This is a genomic window from Dictyobacter alpinus (genome assembly GCF_003967575.1).
GTDB lineage: Bacteria > Chloroflexota > Ktedonobacteria > Ktedonobacterales > Ktedonobacteraceae > Dictyobacter > Dictyobacter alpinus.
Map to the genome: position 1 here is coordinate 1,331,183 of NZ_BIFT01000002.1, position 21,706 is coordinate 1,352,888.

The 21,706-nt window shown below is 48.7% G+C and carries 11 protein-coding genes; 3 read left to right on the forward strand and 8 right to left on the reverse strand.

Annotation, left to right across the window (positions count from 1 at the left end; translation table 11 throughout):
* Positions 1-87: 87 nt before the first annotated feature.
* The 4 genes from EL633_RS27790 to EL633_RS27805 all read right to left on the reverse strand — a co-directional run bounded on the left by EL633_RS27790 (position 88) and on the right by EL633_RS27805 (position 13,260).
* Positions 88-1,515, reverse strand: a complete 1,428-nt coding sequence (locus EL633_RS27790; protein WP_126630496.1) for a spinster family MFS transporter — start codon at positions 1,513-1,515, stop codon at positions 88-90.
* Between the two features lie 356 nt (positions 1,516-1,871).
* Positions 1,872-3,077, reverse strand: coding sequence for a S53 family peptidase (locus tag EL633_RS27795; RefSeq protein WP_161982494.1), 1,206 nt, complete (start codon positions 3,075-3,077; stop codon positions 1,872-1,874).
* 504 nt (positions 3,078-3,581) lie between these two features.
* Positions 3,582-10,184: a type I polyketide synthase gene (locus tag EL633_RS27800; RefSeq protein ID WP_126630498.1), complete on the reverse strand. Its 6,603-nt coding sequence runs from the start codon at positions 10,182-10,184 to the stop codon at positions 3,582-3,584.
* Positions 10,185-10,746: 562 nt separating this feature from the next.
* Positions 10,747-13,260, reverse strand: a complete 2,514-nt coding sequence (locus tag EL633_RS27805; RefSeq protein WP_126630499.1) for an alpha-L-rhamnosidase N-terminal domain-containing protein — start codon at positions 13,258-13,260, stop codon at positions 10,747-10,749.
* Between the two features lie 264 nt (positions 13,261-13,524).
* Here EL633_RS27805 and EL633_RS27810 point away from each other — a divergent pair, with 264 nt between their 5' ends.
* Positions 13,525-13,794, forward strand: a complete 270-nt coding sequence (locus tag EL633_RS27810; RefSeq protein WP_126630500.1) for a transglycosylase — start codon at positions 13,525-13,527, stop codon at positions 13,792-13,794.
* A gap of 117 nt (positions 13,795-13,911) precedes the next feature.
* On the opposite strand, the gene EL633_RS27815 is transcribed toward EL633_RS27810, so the two are convergent.
* Genes EL633_RS27815 through EL633_RS27830 form a run of 4 tightly spaced genes read right to left on the reverse strand, consistent with a single transcriptional unit; the run spans position 13,912 to position 18,355 of the window.
* Complete coding sequence (locus EL633_RS27815) at positions 13,912-15,501, reverse strand: hybrid sensor histidine kinase/response regulator (protein ID WP_126630501.1); 1,590 nt, start codon at positions 15,499-15,501, stop codon at positions 13,912-13,914.
* 2 nt (positions 15,502-15,503) lie between these two features.
* Positions 15,504-16,553 carry a sensor histidine kinase gene (locus EL633_RS27820; RefSeq protein WP_126630502.1) on the reverse strand — a complete coding sequence of 350 codons (1,050 nt, stop codon included), beginning with the start codon at positions 16,551-16,553 and terminating at the stop codon, positions 15,504-15,506.
* A gap of 6 nt (positions 16,554-16,559) precedes the next feature.
* Entirely contained in the window at positions 16,560-16,928 is a 369-nt protein-coding gene (locus EL633_RS27825) for a response regulator (RefSeq protein ID WP_218027597.1), read from the reverse strand.
* A gap of 2 nt (positions 16,929-16,930) precedes the next feature.
* Positions 16,931-18,355, reverse strand: a complete 1,425-nt coding sequence (locus EL633_RS27830) for an ATPase domain-containing protein (RefSeq protein WP_371865601.1) — start codon at positions 18,353-18,355, stop codon at positions 16,931-16,933.
* 728 nt (positions 18,356-19,083) lie between these two features.
* Between EL633_RS27830 and EL633_RS27835 the strand changes: the two genes are divergently transcribed.
* Positions 19,084-20,460, forward strand: coding sequence for a DEAD/DEAH box helicase (locus EL633_RS27835; protein ID WP_161982495.1), 1,377 nt, complete (start codon positions 19,084-19,086; stop codon positions 20,458-20,460).
* Positions 20,447-21,694, forward strand: a complete 1,248-nt coding sequence (locus EL633_RS27840) for a DUF790 family protein (RefSeq protein WP_126630506.1) — start codon at positions 20,447-20,449, stop codon at positions 21,692-21,694. The genes EL633_RS27835 and EL633_RS27840 overlap by 14 nt, the downstream gene beginning before the upstream one ends.
* Positions 21,695-21,706: the final 12 nt, after the last annotated feature.

Sequence of the window (21,706 nt, forward strand, 5' to 3'; positions counted from 1 at the left end):
AGAAGGGAGTTGAGCCTGACATGTGAATGAGTCATCCTACATGTCAGGCTACTCAGTATAGATGGCCGGGTAAGGGCAATCAAGCTCTTATACAGACTGTGGTTCTCCAGCTTTTTCTGCTTCCAGGGCAGCATCTACGTCGGCTTTCATCCAACGGGATCCAAAGATACCAGCGAGACCCGCAAGAACCAGGGCAGGAGTGCACGTAATCAAAAGAGCCTGCCCGAGATCACGGCCCGCCAGGTTCTGCGCGAAATGTTGTCCGTGCGTGGGATCAAATTTCGTAGCCATGATACCAATAATTGCAGGTGAGAAGGCGTCTCCTAACAGGTGGGCAAACAGCATAGAAACTGCGATGGATGAGGAGCGCAGCCAGGAGGGTACAACATCTTGTGTGGCGGCAGTACAGGGGCCACCATAAATGGCCAGGAGAAAAACTGTCAGGAATAAGAAAACAGTGAAGACTGTGAAGTCTTTTGCTAGAACCGCCACCACAAACACTGGAGCACTCACCAGAAAACTCAGGCCACTGACCAGAACGCGAGCACCTGAGAAACGCCGCTCCAGACGATCTGCGAAAAATCCTCCTGAAAGATTACCAATAATACCTGCCAGAATGATCACACCACCAGAGTAAATGCCAGTGACTTCCTGGCTCAGGTTGAAAGTATCTCGTTGCTGCAAAAAGAGTGGCAGATAAGTGACATTGGCACTCAGCACAAAGAAAGCAAAGGTCTGGACAACAATCAGGACGATCAGTGTTTTGATGTGTAACAACTCCCAACACTGCTTGAGGACGCCAGCAAAACTGGTGGTTGGCCGTGCTGGTAGCGGAGGGAGCTCTTTTTCTATCGCGGGCAACACACCCTGTTCTGCCAGCAATAATGCTTCTTCATCGGCCTGATTACGTCGCGGCTCACGCATACGCCAGACTAAAAATGCTGCCACCAGACCTGGTAGAGCCGCCACTAAAAATGCTTGCCGCCAGAGTCCTTTAGCCCCTAACACACCACCTACCGCAAAGCCGATAAAAATACCGGTATATTGCGCCACTCCCCAGACACTCATAACACGGGCGCGCTGATCACGACGAAAATAATCGCTGAGTAGGGCTGTTCCAGCCGGATAATATCCAGCCTCACCAATACCGAGGACCATACGTGAAAGAAATATCAAGGTGAAGTTTGAGACCAGCGAGGTGCAGGCAGTAGCAATACTCCAGACGGCAACACAAAAAGCCGCAACATTTTTACGTGGTGAATGATCCGCCCATAATCCCAGTGGAATCGTCGCCAGTGTATATACGATCAAAAAAGCGGAAGCAATATAGCCTACCTGGTCTAAGGATAAGTGCAAATCTTTAGCAATGGCATTTGAGGCTCCGGTAAAAATATTACGGTCTAAAAAATTGAGTAGATTAATAAAACAAAAGAGGATAAATACATAGCGTGGATAGCGCGAACGTGGGGCTTGCTGTTTGGTAGTGACCTCTGGTGAGGATGAGAGCTCCTTCATAGTCTACCTCCGGGTAGGATTATTTCAAGTAGATACAATAAGCGAGGGGCGCCATCTCTACCATAACATACTTATAGATAGATTGTATATAAGTATTTATCAAAATGTGATTTTTCGTCCTTACTCTCCATATTTAATTTTCATGTTCACCATACTATCTATGCATGATTTTTCGCGCCTTCGGCGCTCAAGAAGTATATGATGTTGTGAAAAAAACTGTGCAAGAGCACAGTTTTTTTCACAACATCATATATAAGAAATACGGGTACTTCAACGCCCAAATATAAGCAATATAGCAATAAGAGGGCATCCCTATAACATGAGATGCCCTCTTATTGCTATACCAGATGTTATTTTTATGGTTTTAAAGCCATGGCCTGTGCGGTACTCATGGCGTTGACATTAGCGACAAAGTTCTTTGGTGTGCCAAGGCCAGTCACATAATCATAACCAGGATGGGCGGTACAATAAAATCCACATTTACCGTTGGCGCCAGATGTAATATCCCCGAACGAATCAGGTTTCGCTTTGGCCAGACCATAAAGCAATTCGTTGGTGATAGGTTTATTCACCAGAGCCGCGATGCCAGTCCAGATGGGTGATGCGACACTGGTACCTCGCTCACCTCTCCAGCGTCCCATTTCATAGATAGCAATTGGTGTACCACTAACGGCTGCGACATCAGGATTGCCACGATGACCATTGGCCTGGGGGATCCCATAACTTTGCTGATAGGCTGGCTCTGGATACAATTTGCTGAGCCCACCACCTGAACCACTCCATCCGATCTCTGTTGTACCATTCACAATGGTGCCACCAACGGCAATTACGCCAGGATAAATAGATGGTGGCGTGATCTTACCATAACCATCATCACCCGAAGCAGCAAACAGAGCCACATGATTGGGATTATTATTGTAAAGGTTTGCAAATCTTTTGCCATTCCCTTCAAAGCCATAACTCATATTGATAGATCTCAATCCAGGCTTTTTGATGATGTCGGCTGGTCCCCTGGCAATCGATGTATTATCAGATGACATGATATAAAGAAGAATTTTGGCTTTCGGGGCAATTGCATGCATGATCTCAACATCCAGAATACCTTCTGCCGGATCTGCTCCCTTTGGAATATATCGGCCACCCTGATTTTGGATGGTCAGGCAGCCACTGGCAACCGTACACGCAGGCAGGCCAAAACGTTGACTATAAGCGTTGAGATCGGACTCCATACTTGGAATAGATCCATCAATCACTTCAGCAATCAATTGTCCTTCACCACCATTAAGGCCAGGCAGGTTATACAACTTCCACAATTCTTGCGGTGTCAATCCATAAGCGGAAGCGGCTGACAGCTTCATGTGTTTTAAAGCAGTCATATCAAGAGTGGTATGTGTTTGAGCATTACTATGGCTACCTGGATCAGGAGATTGTAATTCATGTATATTGTCCAGATCAAAATTATACAGGTGTAATATAGCAGTAGGGAAAAGCAGAAAGATTAATACCGCGACACAAAATAGGCTCTTTGCGATAAGGCTCTTGCGTGTTTTAGCTGCAGCCATATAAATATGCTGATTACAATTTGCCGAGGGAGGACATTCTCCACATTCATGATGATACTTGTCATTACGTAAAATCAACATGGCAACCTCTTGTCAGTATAGATGGGCCTCATTGATGTATAAAAATAGCCATCTTCTGCTGAATACACATGAGGACAAAACGCCTGTACGTATCTCAGTTCACCAGTAATACGCACACCCAATAGCATAATCTGCTGCCACCAGACATTCCTTGAATAGCGACAGAAGAAACTCCGCTTGCTTATTGTTGAGAATAGCATAACATGCTTTGTATTGATACATACTGATACAAAATAAAACATAGCCATAATGGGCTAATGAGCACGACATATGGATTTTATGCTGGAGATCTTATGCCTGTTGAGCATGCTGGAGATAGTTTTGTAGTCGATGCTCGCTCAATAAATAGATAGGACAGGTGCAGGTACCTGTCCTATCATACAAATCTCGTCGCGTATTACCATGCCAGAGCAAATTTCGCCTCTATTTATAAGGTTTGACGCCCTGTGCGTTCATTTCGGTAACAAAATTCTGACGCCCCGGAATAAGCTCTACTTCATCACTTTCGGATGTTCCTACTATTTCGCTTGCCAGGAATTCACTCAGTTGTAGAATGGTGATACCCTGCAATAAGAGTACGACTGGCACGGTGATGGCGATATCGGACTCAATTTGATTTTTGAGTTCAACGGCCATCAGTGAGTCAATGCCTAGTGTATGCAGCGAACGTTGTATGTCAAGTTTTGCCACGGGAATACGCAAGATGCGCGCAATCTGTTTGCTCAGATATGTCTGTAGCAACTCCTCTCGTTTACGTTCTGTCTCTGCAAGTAACAGATCAAGCGTGAATGTCTTCTGCTCCTGTACAGCTTCGGCTGTGCCAGCATAAACCTGCTTACGCTCTAACAACCCGGCGAACATAGCGGAGTTACTCACCGAAGGATAGAACTGTTGCCATTGCACAATATCAAACGGCATAGCACCTATCTGTTCTTTCTGGCTACGCAACAATAAGGCCAGGGTCTCCAGACCCTGTTGAGGTGGAATGCTCTTGATACCCCGCTGCGCCAGTCTTCCACCACGATTGGCCTGCGCCGCCGCCAATCCAACTTCTGACCAGGCTCCCCAGTTAATACTCAGCGCGGGCAATCCCAACGCTTTACGATGATGCGCCAGCGCATCCAGGAAAGCATTGGCCGCCGAGTAATTACCCTGACCGGGCAGGCCAATCAAGGATGCGGTCGAGGAGAAGAGCACAAAGAAATCTAATGGCACATCTATCGTCTGCTGATGCAGATTCCAGGCACCCTGTACCTTGGGGGCCAGTACCTCTTGCAAACGCGCTACATCGGTCTGTAAAAGAATCCCATCCTTCAGAATGGCGGCCGCATGCAGGATACCACGCAAGGGCGGCATTGAGGCTTTGACCTGACTGAGCATGTCAGCCACCTGAGACACCTGGGTGATGTCAGTCCGCGAGACAAGAATGTCAACATCCTGGGCTTTGAGCGCGGCCAGTAACGTTGCGGCATTTGCGGAAGGCGCGCTTCTTCCGACCAGTACAAAATGGCGTGCTCCCTGCTCAACCATCCATTGCACAATGGTCAGGCCCAGTCCTCCCAGTCCACCAGTAATCAGATAGCTACTCTGCGCGTTGAATAGATCTGCGTCCAACGCAGTATAAACAGCATCTTCAACTGGTACAGCCTCAAATGAGATAGCAATTTTGCCGATATGTCTGGCCTGGGCCAGGAAACGAAATGCCTCAACCGTCTCTGTCAGAGGAAACACGCTGGTTGGCAATGGCGTGAAAGTACGATTTTCAAATTTATGCAAGATCTCGTGCAACAATGGTACCATGATGTGTGGACGCTCTCTTAAGAGCAGGGATATATCGATGGCGGAGAAAGACAGATTTCTTTCAAATGGAGAGAGGCTCAATTGATTGTTGAGCTGGATATCTTTTTTTCCCAGCTCAAGGAAGCGTCCATGATTGGCGAGGAGTGAGAAACTTCTCGTCAGGGCTTCTCCTGCTAAAGAATTCAACACAACATCAACACCCTGGCCAGCTGTCAGCGCAAAAATCTCATCGACAAAGCTCAATGAACGCGAATCCAACACATGTTGAATGCCCAGCTCACGTAAAAATTGCCGCTTCTCGGGGCTACCAGCGGTCGCAAAGATTTCAGCTCCGATCCACTGAGCAATCTGTACAGCGGCCAGACCCACACCACCACTGGCTGCATGGATCAAGATGCGCTCTCCTCTGGTCAAACGCCCTACATGGCACAGAGAATAGTAAGCAGTCAGAAACACAAGCGGCGTGCTCGCGGCCTCGGCAAAATTGAGCTGACGTGGTTTGGGCAAGACAAATGTGGCAGGCTTAAGCACAAAACGACTAAAGCATGCTGGCGCTCCAACCGCGATCACCTCATCACCAATCCGAAACCCCTCCACTCCTTCTCCCAGAGCAGTAATCCGTCCCGCACACTCATGTCCAAAGTGGACCGCTCCATCCTGGTAATCCAGCATCCCAAGAGCAAAAAGAACATCCTTAAAGTTCAGTCCTGCCGCGCTAACCTGGATCTCAATCTCTCCTTTAGCTGGCTGTGGACGCGTCGCCATGCCGAGACGTAGATTATCCAGGCTGCCGGGAAGAGGTACCTCAATGCGACAGGGCCTGGCCTCCGCAAGCAAAGGATTAGGTTCATTAAACGCATACGACGATGGACGCGTATTGAGGCTGCCTGGCTCGACCTTCTCTAGCCGCGCCGCATAACGCTGTTTACCCCGTAACGCTATCTGGTCCTCAGACTCATCAGCATAAATGCTCTGGAATAAAGACTGGATCTCAGTCGTGCGGATCTCTACACTCAGATCCACACGGACACAGCGTAGCTCGGGATGCTCATAAACAATCGTTCTTCCCAATCCCCATAGGGGAGCCTGGGCAACAGCAACAGGTGGGCACTCGGAACCGATGGCCTGTACGCCATTGGTAACCAGCCAGAGGCGTGGTATCTGTGACCAGCCAAGCGCCTCTATCGCCTGGATAATGTGCAGAGTACTGGCGCATCCCAACAATTCAGCCGCTTTCAACTGCTCCGAGGATATCTGTAGAGAGGGAGCCGCTTCCAGGCTCCAGAAATGGAGAATGCCATGGCAGGGCGGCAGTTCTTCAGCTTCTTTGATCGTCGCAAAGAAGTGATGGAACTCCTCTGGTCGTGTGGGATGCAACTGATACTGTGCCAGGTGGGTCATTTCTTGATACTCATCACCAGGATAGACAAATACAACCTGATCACCAGACATCTCTAAGAACTCAGCTACCTGCTGCGCTACACCCACACGATCAGCAAAGATCAGCCAGCTACCTCGGTCATGATCGGTGGCCTTTTTCTCTTGCTTCTCCTGCATGCCATGCCATTGAATTTCATACAACCAGTCGGCAATCTCTTCTTGCTTCTCAGAAGAAGCATCTACCGCTAATCGTTGCAGGCAGACATCACTGGCCTCAAGTACCAGTTGTCCAGCTTCATCCAGTACTTGCCATGATAGTTTGTACTGATTGGCACCTTCTGGCTGCTTCAGCACGACGCGAGCATAACTCCATAAAGCTGTGCGAGCCTGCTGATACATCTTCAAGTGTCCAATGCCAACCGGCACAATTGGCGCTCCTGCCTCTTCATCATCCAGTACATAGTGCGGCAAGGCAGCCAGTACAGCTTGCAGGCAGGCATCGAACAGCGCTGGATGAAATTGGTATTTATCAATATTAGCCCGCAGGGCTGGCACAATCTGTACCTGGCAGAGCGCATCATCATAGCCTTGCCAGATCTGCTCTATTCCCTGGAAATTGGAGCCATACTCAAGTCCCTGCCGCTCCATATTACGATAATGTTGCGCTCCAGAAAGTGTACGCGAGCACTCTTTCTGTATACGCGCCACATCTAAAGCATCGACAAACATCGATTCTTGAGCCTGCTGGTTTAAGAGGAGTGTTCCACTGACATGTAATTCCCATTGACTATGGGTAGTGGAACTTTCACCTTGCAAGCTGAAAAATTGGAACGAAGCCAGACCTGGCATGGCGGGTGCGATAATAAGTTGAACATGCTGGACTCCATCGTCGGGAAGGAAAAGGACCTGTTTAAAGGCAATATCCTCTATCGCGCAATGATCGACGCCAAAAATCTCTTTTGTAGCGGCCAGCACACATTCAAGATAGGCTGTGGCAGGCAAAACAACTCTGCCCTGAATACGATGATCGGATAGATAAGGGAAGAGCATACTGCTCAGATCAAACGCCCAGACATATTCGCCAGGCCGGGCCGCCGAGGTCAAGCAAAGGTCATCAAGCAGATGGTTAACAGTTTTTTGGGCACGCAATCCATGTGTATGTGCTAACCGATGCTCTAACTCATGTTCACTTAACCAGTACTTTTCACGCTGCCATTGATAACTGGGGAGCGATACATATTGTCCTCTGGTAGCATAAAACGCATCCCAATCAGGCGCAATACCATGAACATACAGTTCGCCGAGGGACTGGAGCAGGATCTCTCGTTCATCCATGTCACGACGTAGGGAACAAATAACGCTCCCATCTGATTTTTCTACCTGGAGCGCTTTCTGCACCGCAGCCATCAGAATAGGATGTGCGCTTATCTCTAAAAAGATACTATACCCGTCCTGAAGTAGGCGTTGCACAGTCGAAAAAAAGAGTACCGGCTGCCGCAGGTTCTGAGCCCAGTAGCAAGCATCCAATTCTTGCTCTGCTTCGAGGGGAGCTCCTATCACTGTTGAGTAAAAAGGGATCCGTGCTTCCTGCGATCGTATATTCATCAGGGACTGCCGCAATTCAGCTAACAATGGATCCATCTGCGGACTGTGAGAGGCAACATCGACTTTGATCAAACTACAATATATTTTTTGGGCCTGGAGTTTAGACATAAGTTGCTCAATAGCAGCCACATCGCCAGACAAGACGGTTGAGTTTGGCCCATTACTGGTGGCAATTGAGATCTGCTCTTCCTTGCCGACCAGCCACTGCTGCGCCTCCTCCAACGAGAGATCGACGACAGCCATACAACCCTGTCCGGCAACACGCTTCAAGAGCAGGCTACGCTGGCAGATAATTTGTAGCGCGTCTTGCATACTCAGCGCGCCTGCGACAACTGCCGCTGCCACCTCTCCCATGCTATGACCGATTACCGCATCTGGTTGAATACCCCAGGCGTTCCAGACGGCGGCAAGGCCCAGTTGGATCGCCATGAGGGTGGGCTGTACGATATCAATGCGCTGAAGTAACAGGGGATCTTCATTTGTGGTTACGATGTCTAATAATGACCAATCCACATAAGGGCGCATCATCAGCTCACATTGCTGGAGCGTCTCACGAAAAACTGGTTCCTGCGCTACCAGGTTCCGGCCCATCTTTAACCACTGTGAACCCTGGCCGGGAAAGACATAAACAATTTTAGGTCTACGCGCAGGAACACTGCCGCTGCCGATGCCCTGTTGATCTTTTTGTTGGAGAAAGGCCTGTAGCTGCTCTAGAAGATGGGATGTGCTTTGTGCGAACACGGCCAGACGCTGATGATGATGGCTCCTACGACAACTGGCGGTATAACATATATCTGCGAGCATAGGCACAGTGGTGTCGGCGGACACCATAAGTTCTGTCTGATATGCATATGCCAGCGCACTTAGTGCCTCGGGAGTTTTAGCGGAGAGGGTAAGTAATTGAGCCTCTTCTCTCACTTCCTGATGAGTACTATGTATTAAGAGTGGCGCTTGCTCTAATACCATGTGGGCGTTGGTGGCGGAGATACCAAAACTACTCACTCCGGCCAGGGCCGGTCTACCAGCACGCTGTTGATAGTGCTCCACCTGCTGTGGCACGCGTAAGTTAAGTTCCTGCAATGGCAAATTGGGGTGCAGTTGTTGTAAATGTAAGTTGGGGGGGATAATACCATGTTTAAGCGAGAGAGCCACCTTGATCAGACCAGCGATACCAGCCGCGCCTTCTGTATGGCCAATATTGGTTTTTACAGAACCAATCAAACAGGCTTGATCTGCTGAACGCTTCTCCCCACAAACTCTTCCGATCGCAGTAACCTCTACACGATCCCCAACAATCGTACCAGTCCCATGCGTTTCCACATACTGTACCAGTTCGGGAGCCACACCCGCATCCAGATACGCTTTGCGCAAAACATCTTCCTGCGACTTCTGCCCTGGTGTCACAAGTAAGCCACTGGTACGTCCATCGTTATTCACCGCGCTTCCCCGGATTACACAGTAAATAGGATCGCGATCGGCCAGGGCCTGAGACAGGGGTTTCAAAATGACGGTGCCTACACCTTCGCTACGTACAAAGCCATCGGCACGCGCATCAAAGGTCTTGCAACGTCCATCTGGCGAAAGTAGACCCATTTTGGAAAAGCCTAGCCCCTGTTCAGGCTCTAAGACCAGATTTGAGCCTCCGGCCAGGGCCAATGAACTTTCCCCGTTCCAGATACTCTGACAGGCCAGATGTACCGCCACCAGTGACGAAGAACAGGCCGTATCAATGGTCATGCTCGGTCCTTGCAGATCCAAAACATAGGACAAACGCCCAGATGCCACCGCCCGAGAACAGCCAGTCATCATATATAAGTCAACGCTCTCACGATCCGCAAAAGCTAAATCCTCGTAATCGTTGGTTGACATCCCGATAAAGACGCCTGTATTAGAGCCAGCCAGTTTTTCCACCGGCAAGCCAGCATCCTCAAAAGCTTCCCAGGCCACTTCTAGCAACAAACGCTGTTGAGGATCCATACGTGCCGCTTCACGGGGCGAGATGCCAAAGAAGTAAGGATCAAACTGATCCACGTCATCAAGGAAACCACCCCAACGTGTAATCAGTTTGCCTGCAGAACCAGGAGTTGGATCGTATACCTCATCAACATCAAAACGCTCAACTGGTATCTCTTTAATCGCATCTGTCCCCTCGAAGAGGAGTTGCCAGAAGGCTTTGAGATTATTGGCTCCGGGAAAGCGACATCCCATACCCACAATAGCAATAGGCTCTTTTCCTGGCACAGCATTCCTCCTTTTAACACCAAAGCAATCACACAAAGAATGTAGAACATCACTTGAAATATATTACATTTCTTATGGACACATGCATGCATACAACAAAAAGTATAACCATAAGACAAAGTAATTACCAGAGCATGACAATGCATATTCAAACCATCAATGCATGTTTGAGCAAAATTAAACATTTACTTACTTACAATGTGTGAACCAGAGAGGATAACCTGGCAACATTGCCATGGAGGTGTCATACATTTGCTTACATTTGGTGAAACAAAGTTGCAAGCGGGTGGATAGCGTCTTAGTAGCTACCCTTTTCTTGCGTCCTACGATGTACGCAGGAAAAAAGAGCGCGATTATATGAATTCAAGTTACATCTATATGTTCAAGCTATAAGAAAAAATGTTTAAGAAGTTCTTAATAAATTCGGGCGTAGTTTTAATGACGACATCTCGCTCCTGCAGCGCTTGCTTGTTTTAGAGGAGGAAAATGGGGAGGCGGTCGTGATCGCCTCCCCATTTTCCTCCTCTAAACGTTGGTATGGGAGAGAAATTTGCATAGGACGTTAATAAGCTTTCACTGGGGCATCTGGCAACCAGAAGGTAATGGTTTGTGATGGTTGTAAGCGATAATGTTGTGGCCCTTTGCTCTCTATAGAGAGTGGCAGGAGTTCTGTCTGGATGGGAAATGGCACGATCAGCACCCCTTCGCCTTCGATGAGTGTCTGTAGAGTGATGCGATGTCCTGCCTCTTCACGTACTGAGTGAAATATGAGGGAACCACGCACGGTATGGAGGGTGGTGCTCAGCGCTGCCAGATCAGCAAGTTGGGGTTGAACACTGTAGTGAGTAAAACCAGGACTGGTGGCGCGTAAGCCAATAATTTCAGAACTAAGAATATAGAGCGGCGCTACAGGACAATGGCTCCATTGCGCGGTTGAATCGGCTGCCGCATCCCAGAACTCTTGCAGGGTATTATTGTATTTGACGGATTTCATGCTGGCCCAGCGCTGTCTGAAATCTTGCAGGATGCTGTCAGTGCGACCATAACGTCCCAATGCCCAGTAGCGCCAGCCCGCATTGGCGGGATAAGAGAATCCCATGTCTGCTGGACATTCTACCAAAGCTTGCAGTGCGGCTTGATAGTGGTTATCTGGACACTGTTGGAAGAGTATGGCAGTGGCCAACGAGCGGTCACAAAGACGTGGGCCAGCATCTTCGTCCAACCATGGGAGGTTGTTGACAAAAATATTGCGCTCATGACTCCAGAAACGCTGTATCGTTGCGGTTAGCAAGGCTTCTGCCAGTTGGCCTGCATGTTGCGCAAGCTGCTGATCTTCAAAAGCATGAGCCAGTGGCACCAACGCATACTGCAGCATGGCAGCCGTGTAAAGATTGAAGGCACATTGCTTGTGGCGTTGCTGTTGATAGGCTTCGTGATCGATCCAGACTATGGTTACGGGCATATTTTCTACTGGCAACAAGTTATGTGGATCGTTTGTGCGCAGTTGGTCCAGATAGCTTGCCAGTAACTTGAAATGACCATATGCCATACGCACTGCCTCTAGATCGCCCGTCTCCAGATAGTGGTACCAGGTATCAAAGACAAATCCAATGCTATGATCAAGTATTGGTCCCCATGGCGAGGTCTGGACCTGACGTTGCGCGATACGAACCAGGCGATCATAGGCGGGCCAGCTATCCAAAAAATATCCCTCATGGGTCTGACCCGCACTATATGTGTTCAGGAAACGTGTGGGTAGGCGCGTCTCACCAAAGAAACTGCGAATCGCCCAGAGTTGATGGCTACCATCCCCACTATATTGCTGACGCTCACGCCCCATTCCATCGACACATGTTTCCTGAGCGCTATTATAAATAGTATTGATGCTGGCGGCGAACAGACGTTGAAGCTCCGGCTCGGCACAGGTGATCTGCGGTATCTGTGGCCACGCATATTCACGGCGACGTACACCTATATGTGTAATAGTAACGGGTCCAGTCATATTGCGGATGTGCAGTTGTAGCCAGCGTAACGACTCGTAGTCAAAAGACTCAAAGGTATTTTGACCAGCCCGGCAAATAAAGCGCGACCAGGAGTAGAAATGGTTATCCAGCCATTCAGTATGTGCTGGATCATGGGATTCCTGGTGGATCACTTCAACGATGGTGCCTTCTGTAGCTTCAATCGTAAAATAGGGCCAGCCAACCAGTTGCTCAGTCCATTCAAATGTGAGGTATAGGGCGCTATTCTCTGCTTCGGGTGCAAGGCAATGCCAGCGCTCTTCTTCTTGGGCCTCTACCACCGTGAGATCTCGACTGATGGAGAATGCCTCTGGCGTGCGCATCTCAAACCAATCTAAAGGATCACGTCGCCAGTGTACATAACCAGCACTGGTAAGCTTGAGGGGAGATACCTTCTGTTCGTTTAGCAAAGGGATCTGTCTGGGTAACAAACTACTATTGCTGGCGGCTGGCGCGGAATCGGCCAGATAATCTTTATAGCTACCACAGCCTGCTGGCTTATCTGCTGGTGCATCTAAAATTTGCGCCGGCAGCCAGCTATCATCAGGCATGTAAGTAGATACATTCCAGTCGACAGGCTGCAAGCGGGCATCAAATTCCTCTTGCAGTGCTCGTAAATACCAGCGTTTATATTGTCCAGGTTTATGCGCTCGATCTAACAAACTCAACCATGTTTCATCCGTCACAAGCTGCTCTTGCCGACCATCTTGATAGGAAAACGCTAATTGTAAAAGCAAGCCGGGCTTGCCACTGATCCAGGTGCCCTCACCATGTCCATAATAAAGCACCTCAACACCGATAACATTGTCGCCTTTGTGCAAATAGACAGTAATATCTAGAGGATCCACCTCGGAGAAACGTGGATCTGCCGGTGCCGGACCCCATTGTACACGCTGTCCATTCACACTCAAGCGATAGCGACTATCGGCAATCACCCAACCATGGACACGCAGCGGTAACTCCGGCAGCGTAAACGATCTGCGAAACAACACAAAGGTATTTGGTAATGTACGGCGAGAAGGAAACCAGATCCAGCGAGCAGGTGCAAGATTCATACACTATTTATCGCTCTTGACAAGCGAACTCTCCTTTTATAGAATAATGTCCTGTGTAGACTTATCTGCTATATGCAGGCAATTTGCAAGTCTTACGATAGACAATTGATATTGATATATTAGTATAACAGTTCTTGAGAGTATTGTTCTTCCTCACCCTCATAATGGTATATCACCAACCATGATAGTTGAGTCCATCAGCTCTTTATAGCCGTGTTTAAATTAGTAATCTGGCATCATTTGTTTTTTGCATGGAGGTATGACATGGAAGTTACAGCAATACAATTAATTGTATGGATTGTAATCGCTGCTCTGGTTGGTATTCTGGGTGAAGTTATTGCTGGTCGACGCGCACCAGCCGGTATCCTGGGTGCGGTTATGGTTGGCCTGTTCGCCATCTTCTTGATCGTGGGTTTCTTCCACTTTCATATTGCGGGCGAACCAAGTATTGAGGGCGTTCCTCTCGTCAGTACAATTATTGCTGCAATTATGCTTGTCGTTGTCTGGAGTAGTATCTCTTATCGACGTCCATAAATAGGCGTCTCTTTTCTATTCACGGCTGCGGATACAATGCGACCGTCACATGATTGATCGTGTGACGGTCGCATTGTATCCGCAATAACCTTAGCTCATCCTATCTGGAACAGGCCATCACTTTTCCATACCTTCCTGTTCATGATCGACTTTTGATGGAACAGGTTCTAGATCAATCAGTTCACGTACTTTGGCCACAAGGACATCAAGGTCAAAAGGCTTTTGTAAAAACGCACTTCTAGTATCCAGCAGTTCACGTCGCTTCAAGTCCATTTCCTGATAGCCACTGATAATCAATACTTTGGTATCCGCACGCTTCCTGCGCACATATTCCTGAAATTGCCTACCCTTCATTTTGGGCATCATAATATCCGCAATAACGAGAGAAATGGATGAGGCATGTTCGTCAAAGATGGCCACGCCCTCCTCACCATTACCGGCAAGCATGACCGTATAGCCATAATCTTCCAGACTCTCGCGCACAACAATCTGGATGTCAGGATCATCTTCCACCAGGAGGAGTGTTTCACCACCACGCTCGATCTTGGATCCAACAAAAGGCACATGCTCCTTGAGCTCTTCCGTTGTAGGCTCAACCGCCGGAAAGTAGAGTGAGAAGGTACTCCCCAGCCCCGGTTGACTATGCACACGGATCACGCCCTGGTGTTGCTTCACAATACCATAGACGACAGACAGGCCAAGTCCTGTTCCCTGGCCAACCTCTTTCGTGGTGAAGAACGGTTCAAACAAACGAGCCTGCACCCGTTCATCCATTCCGATGCCAGTGTCACTGACCTGTAGTAAGACATAAGAGCCAGATGGCAGATAGGGATGAATAGGCAGAGAGCCCTGAGTAATCTCAATTTGTCGGGTAAGTAGTTTCAGGTTTCCGCCCATAGACATGGCATCGCGAGCATTCAAACACAGATTGACCAGTATCTGCTCCAGTTGAGTAGCATCCGCATAGATTGATCTTAAATCTGGATCGGCTTCAAAATCAAGCTGCACACTCGTTCCCAGCAGGGTTTGCAAAAAATCGAGGTGGTTCGTGATCTGTGCGTTCACATTAAGATATTGGGGCTCCATCGGTGTGCCACGGGCGAAGGACAGCAGTTGTTTGATCATGCGTGTCCCCTGCTCTGAGCGGTGATGAATATGCTGGAAATAATCATAAAATGGGGAGATGCCAGGTTTGGTTCCCCTCATTCCGAGATCGGAAAAACCGGTAATTGCTGCCAGCAAATTGTTAAAGTCATGGGCAATGCCACTTACGAGCAATCCCAGGCTCTCCATCTTTTGTGCTTGCTGGATCTGCATGTGCAATTCTTCGCGCTCCTTCTCCAGTCGGACACGTTCCAGGCATTCGTTAATGGCGAGAGGCAGGCGATAGAGATGGGCTTTGAGTACATAGTCATTAAGACCCTGTTTCATGGCCTCCGCGGCGATCTCTTCGCTCCCTGTATCAGTGACCATGATCACTGGCAAGGATGAGGAGTGCTGCCGGACCGTCTTGAGGATCTCAAGTCCTGTACTCCATTTAAGCTGGTAATCGGTAAAGATGATCTGATAGTCCAGAGGCTGGAGCGCCTCCTCAAAAGCTTGCTGATGGATGACCTCTACATAGGTAACATCCGAGAAGACCTTCTTAATCGCTCTCTTGATCAATTCCCGATCTTGCGGATTATCGTCAATAAGCAGAAATCGCATGTTCACGCTCCTCCATGTAGTTCTATCCAGAAGATGCTGCCTTTCCCTGGAGTGGAGGTGACACCAATACGTCCGCCCATCAAATCTACCGCCTTACGCACCGTAGCCAATCCCAGACCCACTCCTTCATAGACCTCTACACCGTGCAACTGAACAAAAGGCTGAAATAAGCGCTGCTGATCCTCTGAAGAGATACCAATACCATTATCTTCGATCTCTAATCGACAGATTTGCTGGGAAGTGCTTGCTCGAATCGCAATCACAGGTCGTTCACCAGGTGGCATGAACTTGAGGGCATTAGATAACAGGTTAGTCAACGTCAGCGAGAGAAGAGTATTATTGCCTTGCACATCCGGCAGGCGGCCATCAAGCACAATCTGAGCCTGACGCTGCTGGATATCTGGCTGCAAGCGGCGCAGACATGTTTCAACAAGGGATGCTAAAGAGACAGATTGCATCTGGCGATTGCTGCGCTCAACACGCGCAAAGGCCACCAGGCCACCAATAATTTCCTCCATCTGCGCGGAGGCAGAGTGTATTTGCAGCAAATCTTGCTGCCCCTGCTCTCCTATATGCGCGCCTTCTTCTTCCTGCAGAAGCTGCGTAAAACTTTTGATGGCCCGCAATGGGGCACGTAAATCATGGGTCATCGCGTGAAAGAAGGACTCCAGGTCTTCATTGCGCAATTTGAGGTCTTGCGAAAGCTGGCGCGTGCGTAAGAGCATTTCCACACGCGCTTGTAATTCCAATTTCTCGATTGGTACCCTGATCAACTCATCAACGGTCTTCCAGAGGTGCCGGGTCAGCAATTCAGCTTCGCGATTAGAAGTAATAAGCACCACCGGCAAAAACGCAGGATCCTCCATGGTTTTACGCTGGCGTATTTCCTTCCAAAGGCGATCCAGGGCTGGTCCATCGATCAAACAAAGGTCAAAAGGGGCCGCAGGTATCGTACCTTGTTCAGGCGAGAGCACTTGATAATGTTGCCCTAGCCAGTCTGAGAGCAAGGTACGATTCGTTTTATGATCAAGTAGCAGCAGGATGTGGTTCATCAGATGCTATCCTTCCAGAATGCTCTGGACTACGCCAAGCAAATCCTTCACCACAAGCGGCTTGAACATCACACCTTTGGCTCCATGAGAGAGGCTAGCCTGCTGGACGGCTGCGCTCTGGTTGGGTGAAAAAATCAGAAAAGGAATCTTAGCGGCACGTAGCTTCTCACAGCGTGTCCAAATCGCCGCATCAAAACCAGCAATGTCAATCAGGCATCCAGCAATGCTATCTTGCTGGGTCAACGCTTGATCAAATTCCTGATAATTGCTCGCAGTAAGTGTATTATAGCCTTCTTTTTTCAGGTAATCTGATAACAGTTGCAGATTGCGTGGCAAACGATTGACGAGCAGTAATGTTCGTGGGGAGGTTTCCACAATTACTCCTCCCTGTTTGCATCTTTAATAAAAGAGATTCTGCCAGTCAGAATACCTTGCAGATTTGTCATCGGGCGTCCCACCTTGATGCCGTAACGCGTCATTTCAATTTCACGTAAGGTTCGTTCGAAATTCGATAGACGCTTCTTCAGCACGCCAATCACCTTGCGGATTTCTCCTTTGAGTTCCAGATAGCGTAAAAAGACGATATTATCGGCGAGATAACTGATCGCCAGATCGCTCACCTGGAGTTCTCCAGCAATAGACTGGACTTCGTTCACCAATATGACGGCGGTCCCCATGTTTTGCAGGTATTTACATAATGCGTGCAACTGGGTAGAAACATTGCTGCCACGTAACGATACGCTATAGCCAGCGATACTATCGATCATCACAATAGATGCCCGGTGATGCTCTACCTCTGTACGCACCATGCGCGCAAACTCGTCAGGTGTAAAGTGGAGTGGCTCGATTTGTACGACTGAAAGTGTGCCACGCTCTACCATCGAGCGCACTGGAATATTCACAGACTCACAGCGCTGCATTAACGTCTCTTGCATTTCCTCAAAGGTATACACGACGGAGCGTTCACCACGTCCGGCGGCTTCTTTCATGAACTGCAACCCTAACGTTGTCTTGCCAACTCCAGTCGGGCCAGTCAAAATTGTGATGGTGCCCCGTTCTAATCCTCCATGGAGCAGTTCATCTAATTCTGGAACACCAGAAGCAATCGTTTCCTTCACAAACTTTCTGTTATGTGCCTCTGGCGAAAGACGCGGAAAGACGAGCATGCCAGCATCGGTCAAACGTATCGCATGGTCACCGCTGCGGAAGTCAGACCCGCGAAACTTGCTCACGCTAACACTTCGGCCTTCTGGACTGAAATGCAGATGCATCACGCCATCACTCATAAATTGTAGATCGTCATCGGGAACAGCAATCGTGCCTTCAGAGGTAAAGACAACGGTGGCACCTTGCTCAACCAGGAAGCGTAAAAAGGAGAGAACCTGTTTACGGAACTGGAAGGCATCGGTAGCCAGGTAACGGAATTGGGTCATCGCATCCAGGAAGACACGCTGAGGTTTAAGCTCTCCAATCTGATCAAGGATCTGCTGGGTCACTGGCTCGCGTTCGACTTCCGCAGGAGAAAAAATATCATAGGTCTGCATTTCTGTGAAAAATGCGGCATTGGGTGAAAGATCCAGAAAACGTACCTGATCCAGATTAAAACCGAGTGCCTCGGCATTGGCTCGTAATTCTGTTTCTGGCTCACCCATGGTGATAAACAGACAGCGCTCTTCCCGAGCGATACCTTCCGTCAAAAAGTGCAGCCCAAGGGTCGTCTTGCCACAGCCTGGACCACCTCGTAACAGATAGGCACGCTTTTCAATAAGACCTCCGTATAAAATTTCATCGAGACCTGCAATACCAGTCGAGACACGGGGCGCTCTCTCAAGAGAATGCGGACGCTGCTGATTCTGGGCGGATTTTTTTTCCTCAACGGAAAGAGATGTTTTACTATTAGTCACACCCAATTCTCCTTTATTCTTAGAAATATGCAGTAGTGGCCAGATGCCACCTTTGCTCGGTATCCTGCGATGACGTCATATTTATCTATTCCTGAATCCTCATAGGATAGACAGGCGGCCGTTCACAATCAGGAAATGAACAAGGCCAGTACCGGGAAACGCTATCAATGCTTGTCTGGCAACTTCGAGAAAGGCTAAGGCTGATCCCTTACTTTACAAGGTACGAACTGACCTGTACTGGAATACTACATACATACTATCTGGAACAGCTACGCAACAAGTAAAATCAACTCCGCTCCATTTGAACCACATCTATCATCGTCTACAACACACGTCCGCTCTTCATAATAAAATTTTAGCCCTGACAAAAGCAGGCCAGGAATATTATAAAATATCTGTCATCAATCGGGGGGATTCTAGAGACTCAGGACGGGCTTATAATCAGTATCTCCCATTGCGAATCCTCCTTCGCTATTCGTGAAGAGAAGTATAGCGTTTCCAGGAAAATTTCTCAAGTTGTGAAAACATGTAAATCGAATATGATTTGGCGTGAAAAGCAAAAAAGGACAGCAAGGATATATCTTCTCTCTCTAGACAAGCGCGTAAGGCTCTGCTATGGTATAACTATGAAAGCATCACTCTTCTTTCTGGGCGGCACGCTTGTATTACAGGGCATTCCCGATAATTTTAAAGTGCCGGCTCCATTTCAGTTCGTTCACCAGCGCTGGCGCTGTGAAGCCTATCATTATCCTCTCGTGCTTTCATGGCTACAAGAAGAAAAAATCCGTAATCAGGTGCCACGTTGGCAACGACTAAAGTTGTCATTGCATAATCCACGCGAGCCTCACGATTATCAATTGGCAGCGCTGGATGCCTGGTTAGCAGCAGATAAACGTGGGAGCGTGGTGATTCCCACCGGAGCAGGCAAGACGTTTATTGCTTTACATGCAATCAAGCAGGTTAATGCCTCAACGCTTGTGCTGGTACCAACGGTTAGCTTGCTCTATCAATGGTATGTAGTATTGACAAATATGTTCCAGACCGAAATTGGTGTGTACTATCATGCGGAAAAGCACGTTTTGCCAATTACAGTAACAACCTACCACTCAGCCGGAGACATGCTTGCGGAACATGGCAACGAGTTTCGCTTACTGATCTGTGATGAGGTTCATCATCTTCCGGCGAAGACCTGGGGCGAGGCGGCCTTGATGACACCCGCACCTTATCGACTGGGTCTGACGGCCACATATCCAGAAGATACTGAACAGAGCGGTGAGCGCTGGCGCCTGGATGATCTGCTAGGCCCAATTGTGTATACCAAACGCATTGATTCGCTATTAGGCAAGCAACTGGCGGACTATCGTACGCAACGGATTCGGGTCAATCTGAACGACAAAGAGCGCACAGAATATGATGCTACCTACGCTATTTATAGCTCATATATTCGTGAACAACGCTTACGGGGTCGCCATGGACCGCATTGGCTCCAGGAACTTTTCCGACTATCGGCGTATGATCCACAAGCGCGTCAGGCGCTCCTGGCACGGCAACGCATCTGGGAGATTATTGAGGGCTGTCAGGAGAAACTTGTTATGCTGGAGCAACTTTTGCGCGAGTATGCACAGGAACGCATTTTGATCTTCACGGAGTCTAATACACTGGCGTACAACCTGTCACGGAAATATCTTATTCCTGCTATCACCCATGAAACTGGAGTGGCTGAACGAAAACATATTCTTGAAGCGTTTCAACAGGGCCACTATCGAGCACTGATTACCGCCAAAGTCCTCAATGAGGGCATAGATGTTCCTGAGGCTAAGATTGCCATCGTATTGGGTGGGAGTTCCAGTAAACGTGAGTACATCCAACGACTCGGTCGTATCTTACGCAAGCAAGAGTTAAAACAAGCAGTATTATTTGAGCTCTTGGCGCGCAAAACCATCGAGGAAAGCAAAGTTCAGCGCCGTCATGTTCCTAAGGGGATAGTTGATGTTAACGAGTGACTTGATCCGGCCACAGTTACGCTTGCAGGGTAAAAATATATCCATTGCCATGGTGAATCAACAGGATCCTGAGCGACAAAAGACGGCCAGTGAAGTGATCGATCTGTTCCGATCCCATCTCGGGCGTTCACAGGAAGTCTGGGAACAATCTCTGAATGCCTATATCGGTGCACGGATCGATTATATTTTTGTGCGCGGCCTGGCGAAAGTTCTGGTGGATAACGCGAATTTTACACCAGTACAGGCTACATACGCTCCTACAGTCGTTCGTGAGACAATGTTTGCTTATGGACCTGTTTTTCCTGATAGCGATATGCTGCATCCAGTTTCACGTGATAGCGTGCTAGAATCGGTCGCGCAAAATCTTCAGCTGGCCCGTGAGGATGTTGAAACATTGCTTTTTGCCGATCGCCATGCCTCCTATCTCCTGACCGAGACTGGACCCAGCTGGACCCCAACCATGCTCCTGGCACGCTACAACCTGGAACTGGCACGCGGTGTGCTCTATTGGGCCTCCCACCTGACAATCGAGATTGCGGATAATTACAAAGATATCTGGAAATTCATCAAATTATTCAAATTAATGTTTATTGCGCAGCCACTATCTAGCGGAGGCTATCGCATTGAGCTTGATGGGCCTATCTCACCATTCGTGGGGGCGACCCTGCGCTATGGACGGCAGATGGCGGCCTTTTTGCCGGCTCTTTTCCTCTGTGAGCATTGGTCTATGCACGCTGAGGTGTATCCACCACAGGGTCGTGGAGCAATGAACTATCAGATGGATCATACCAGTAATTTACAGTCCCATTTTAAGCGTTCAGGAGAGTTTGATAGCCGCCTGGAAGCTGACTTTGCCGCTGAATTCGCGGCTAAAATTGGCGAGCGGCGCGGCAAATGGAGGCTCCTACGCGAAAGCGATCTACTCGTCCTTGGTGATACTGTCATGGTGCCCGACTTTGTCATGGTCGATAATCGTGACGAGAGGCGACGTATCCTCGTCGAACTGGTCGGTTTCTGGCATCCCGATTACTTGCGGCGCAAGATTGAAAAAGTACGCGCGGCCAACTGCTCACATCTTCTCCTACTCGTCTACAAAGGTCTCAATGTCACAGAAGAAGACTTCCAGGGTGTTGCCAGTGAAGTCCTCTTCTTTCCCAATAAACCAGTCCTGAAGGACGTCATGGCAACAGTAGAAGAAATGGCCCTGCGTATCTACGGTCCAGCATCGACTTAAATGCTAACCCAT

Excerpts from the sequence above, each read along its gene's own strand:
- EL633_RS27790 (WP_126630496.1), bottom strand. The coding sequence starts at position 1,515 with ATGAAGGAGCTCTCATCCTCACCAGAGGTCACTACCAAACAGCAAGCC.
- EL633_RS27795 (WP_161982494.1), bottom strand. The coding sequence starts at position 3,077 with ATGGCTGCAGCTAAAACACGCAAGAGCCTTATCGCAAAGAGCCTATTT.
- EL633_RS27805 (WP_126630499.1), bottom strand. The coding sequence starts at position 13,260 with ATGAATCTTGCACCTGCTCGCTGGATCTGGTTTCCTTCTCGCCGTACA.
- EL633_RS27810 (WP_126630500.1), top strand. The coding sequence starts at position 13,525 with ATGGAAGTTACAGCAATACAATTAATTGTATGGATTGTAATCGCTGCT.
- EL633_RS27815 (WP_126630501.1), bottom strand. The coding sequence starts at position 15,501 with ATGCGATTTCTGCTTATTGACGATAATCCGCAAGATCGGGAATTGATC.
- EL633_RS27820 (WP_126630502.1), bottom strand. The coding sequence starts at position 16,553 with ATGAACCACATCCTGCTGCTACTTGATCATAAAACGAATCGTACCTTG.
- EL633_RS27835 (WP_161982495.1), top strand. The coding sequence starts at position 19,084 with ATGAAAGCATCACTCTTCTTTCTGGGCGGCACGCTTGTATTACAGGGC.
- EL633_RS27840 (WP_126630506.1), top strand. The coding sequence starts at position 20,447 with ATGTTAACGAGTGACTTGATCCGGCCACAGTTACGCTTGCAGGGTAAA.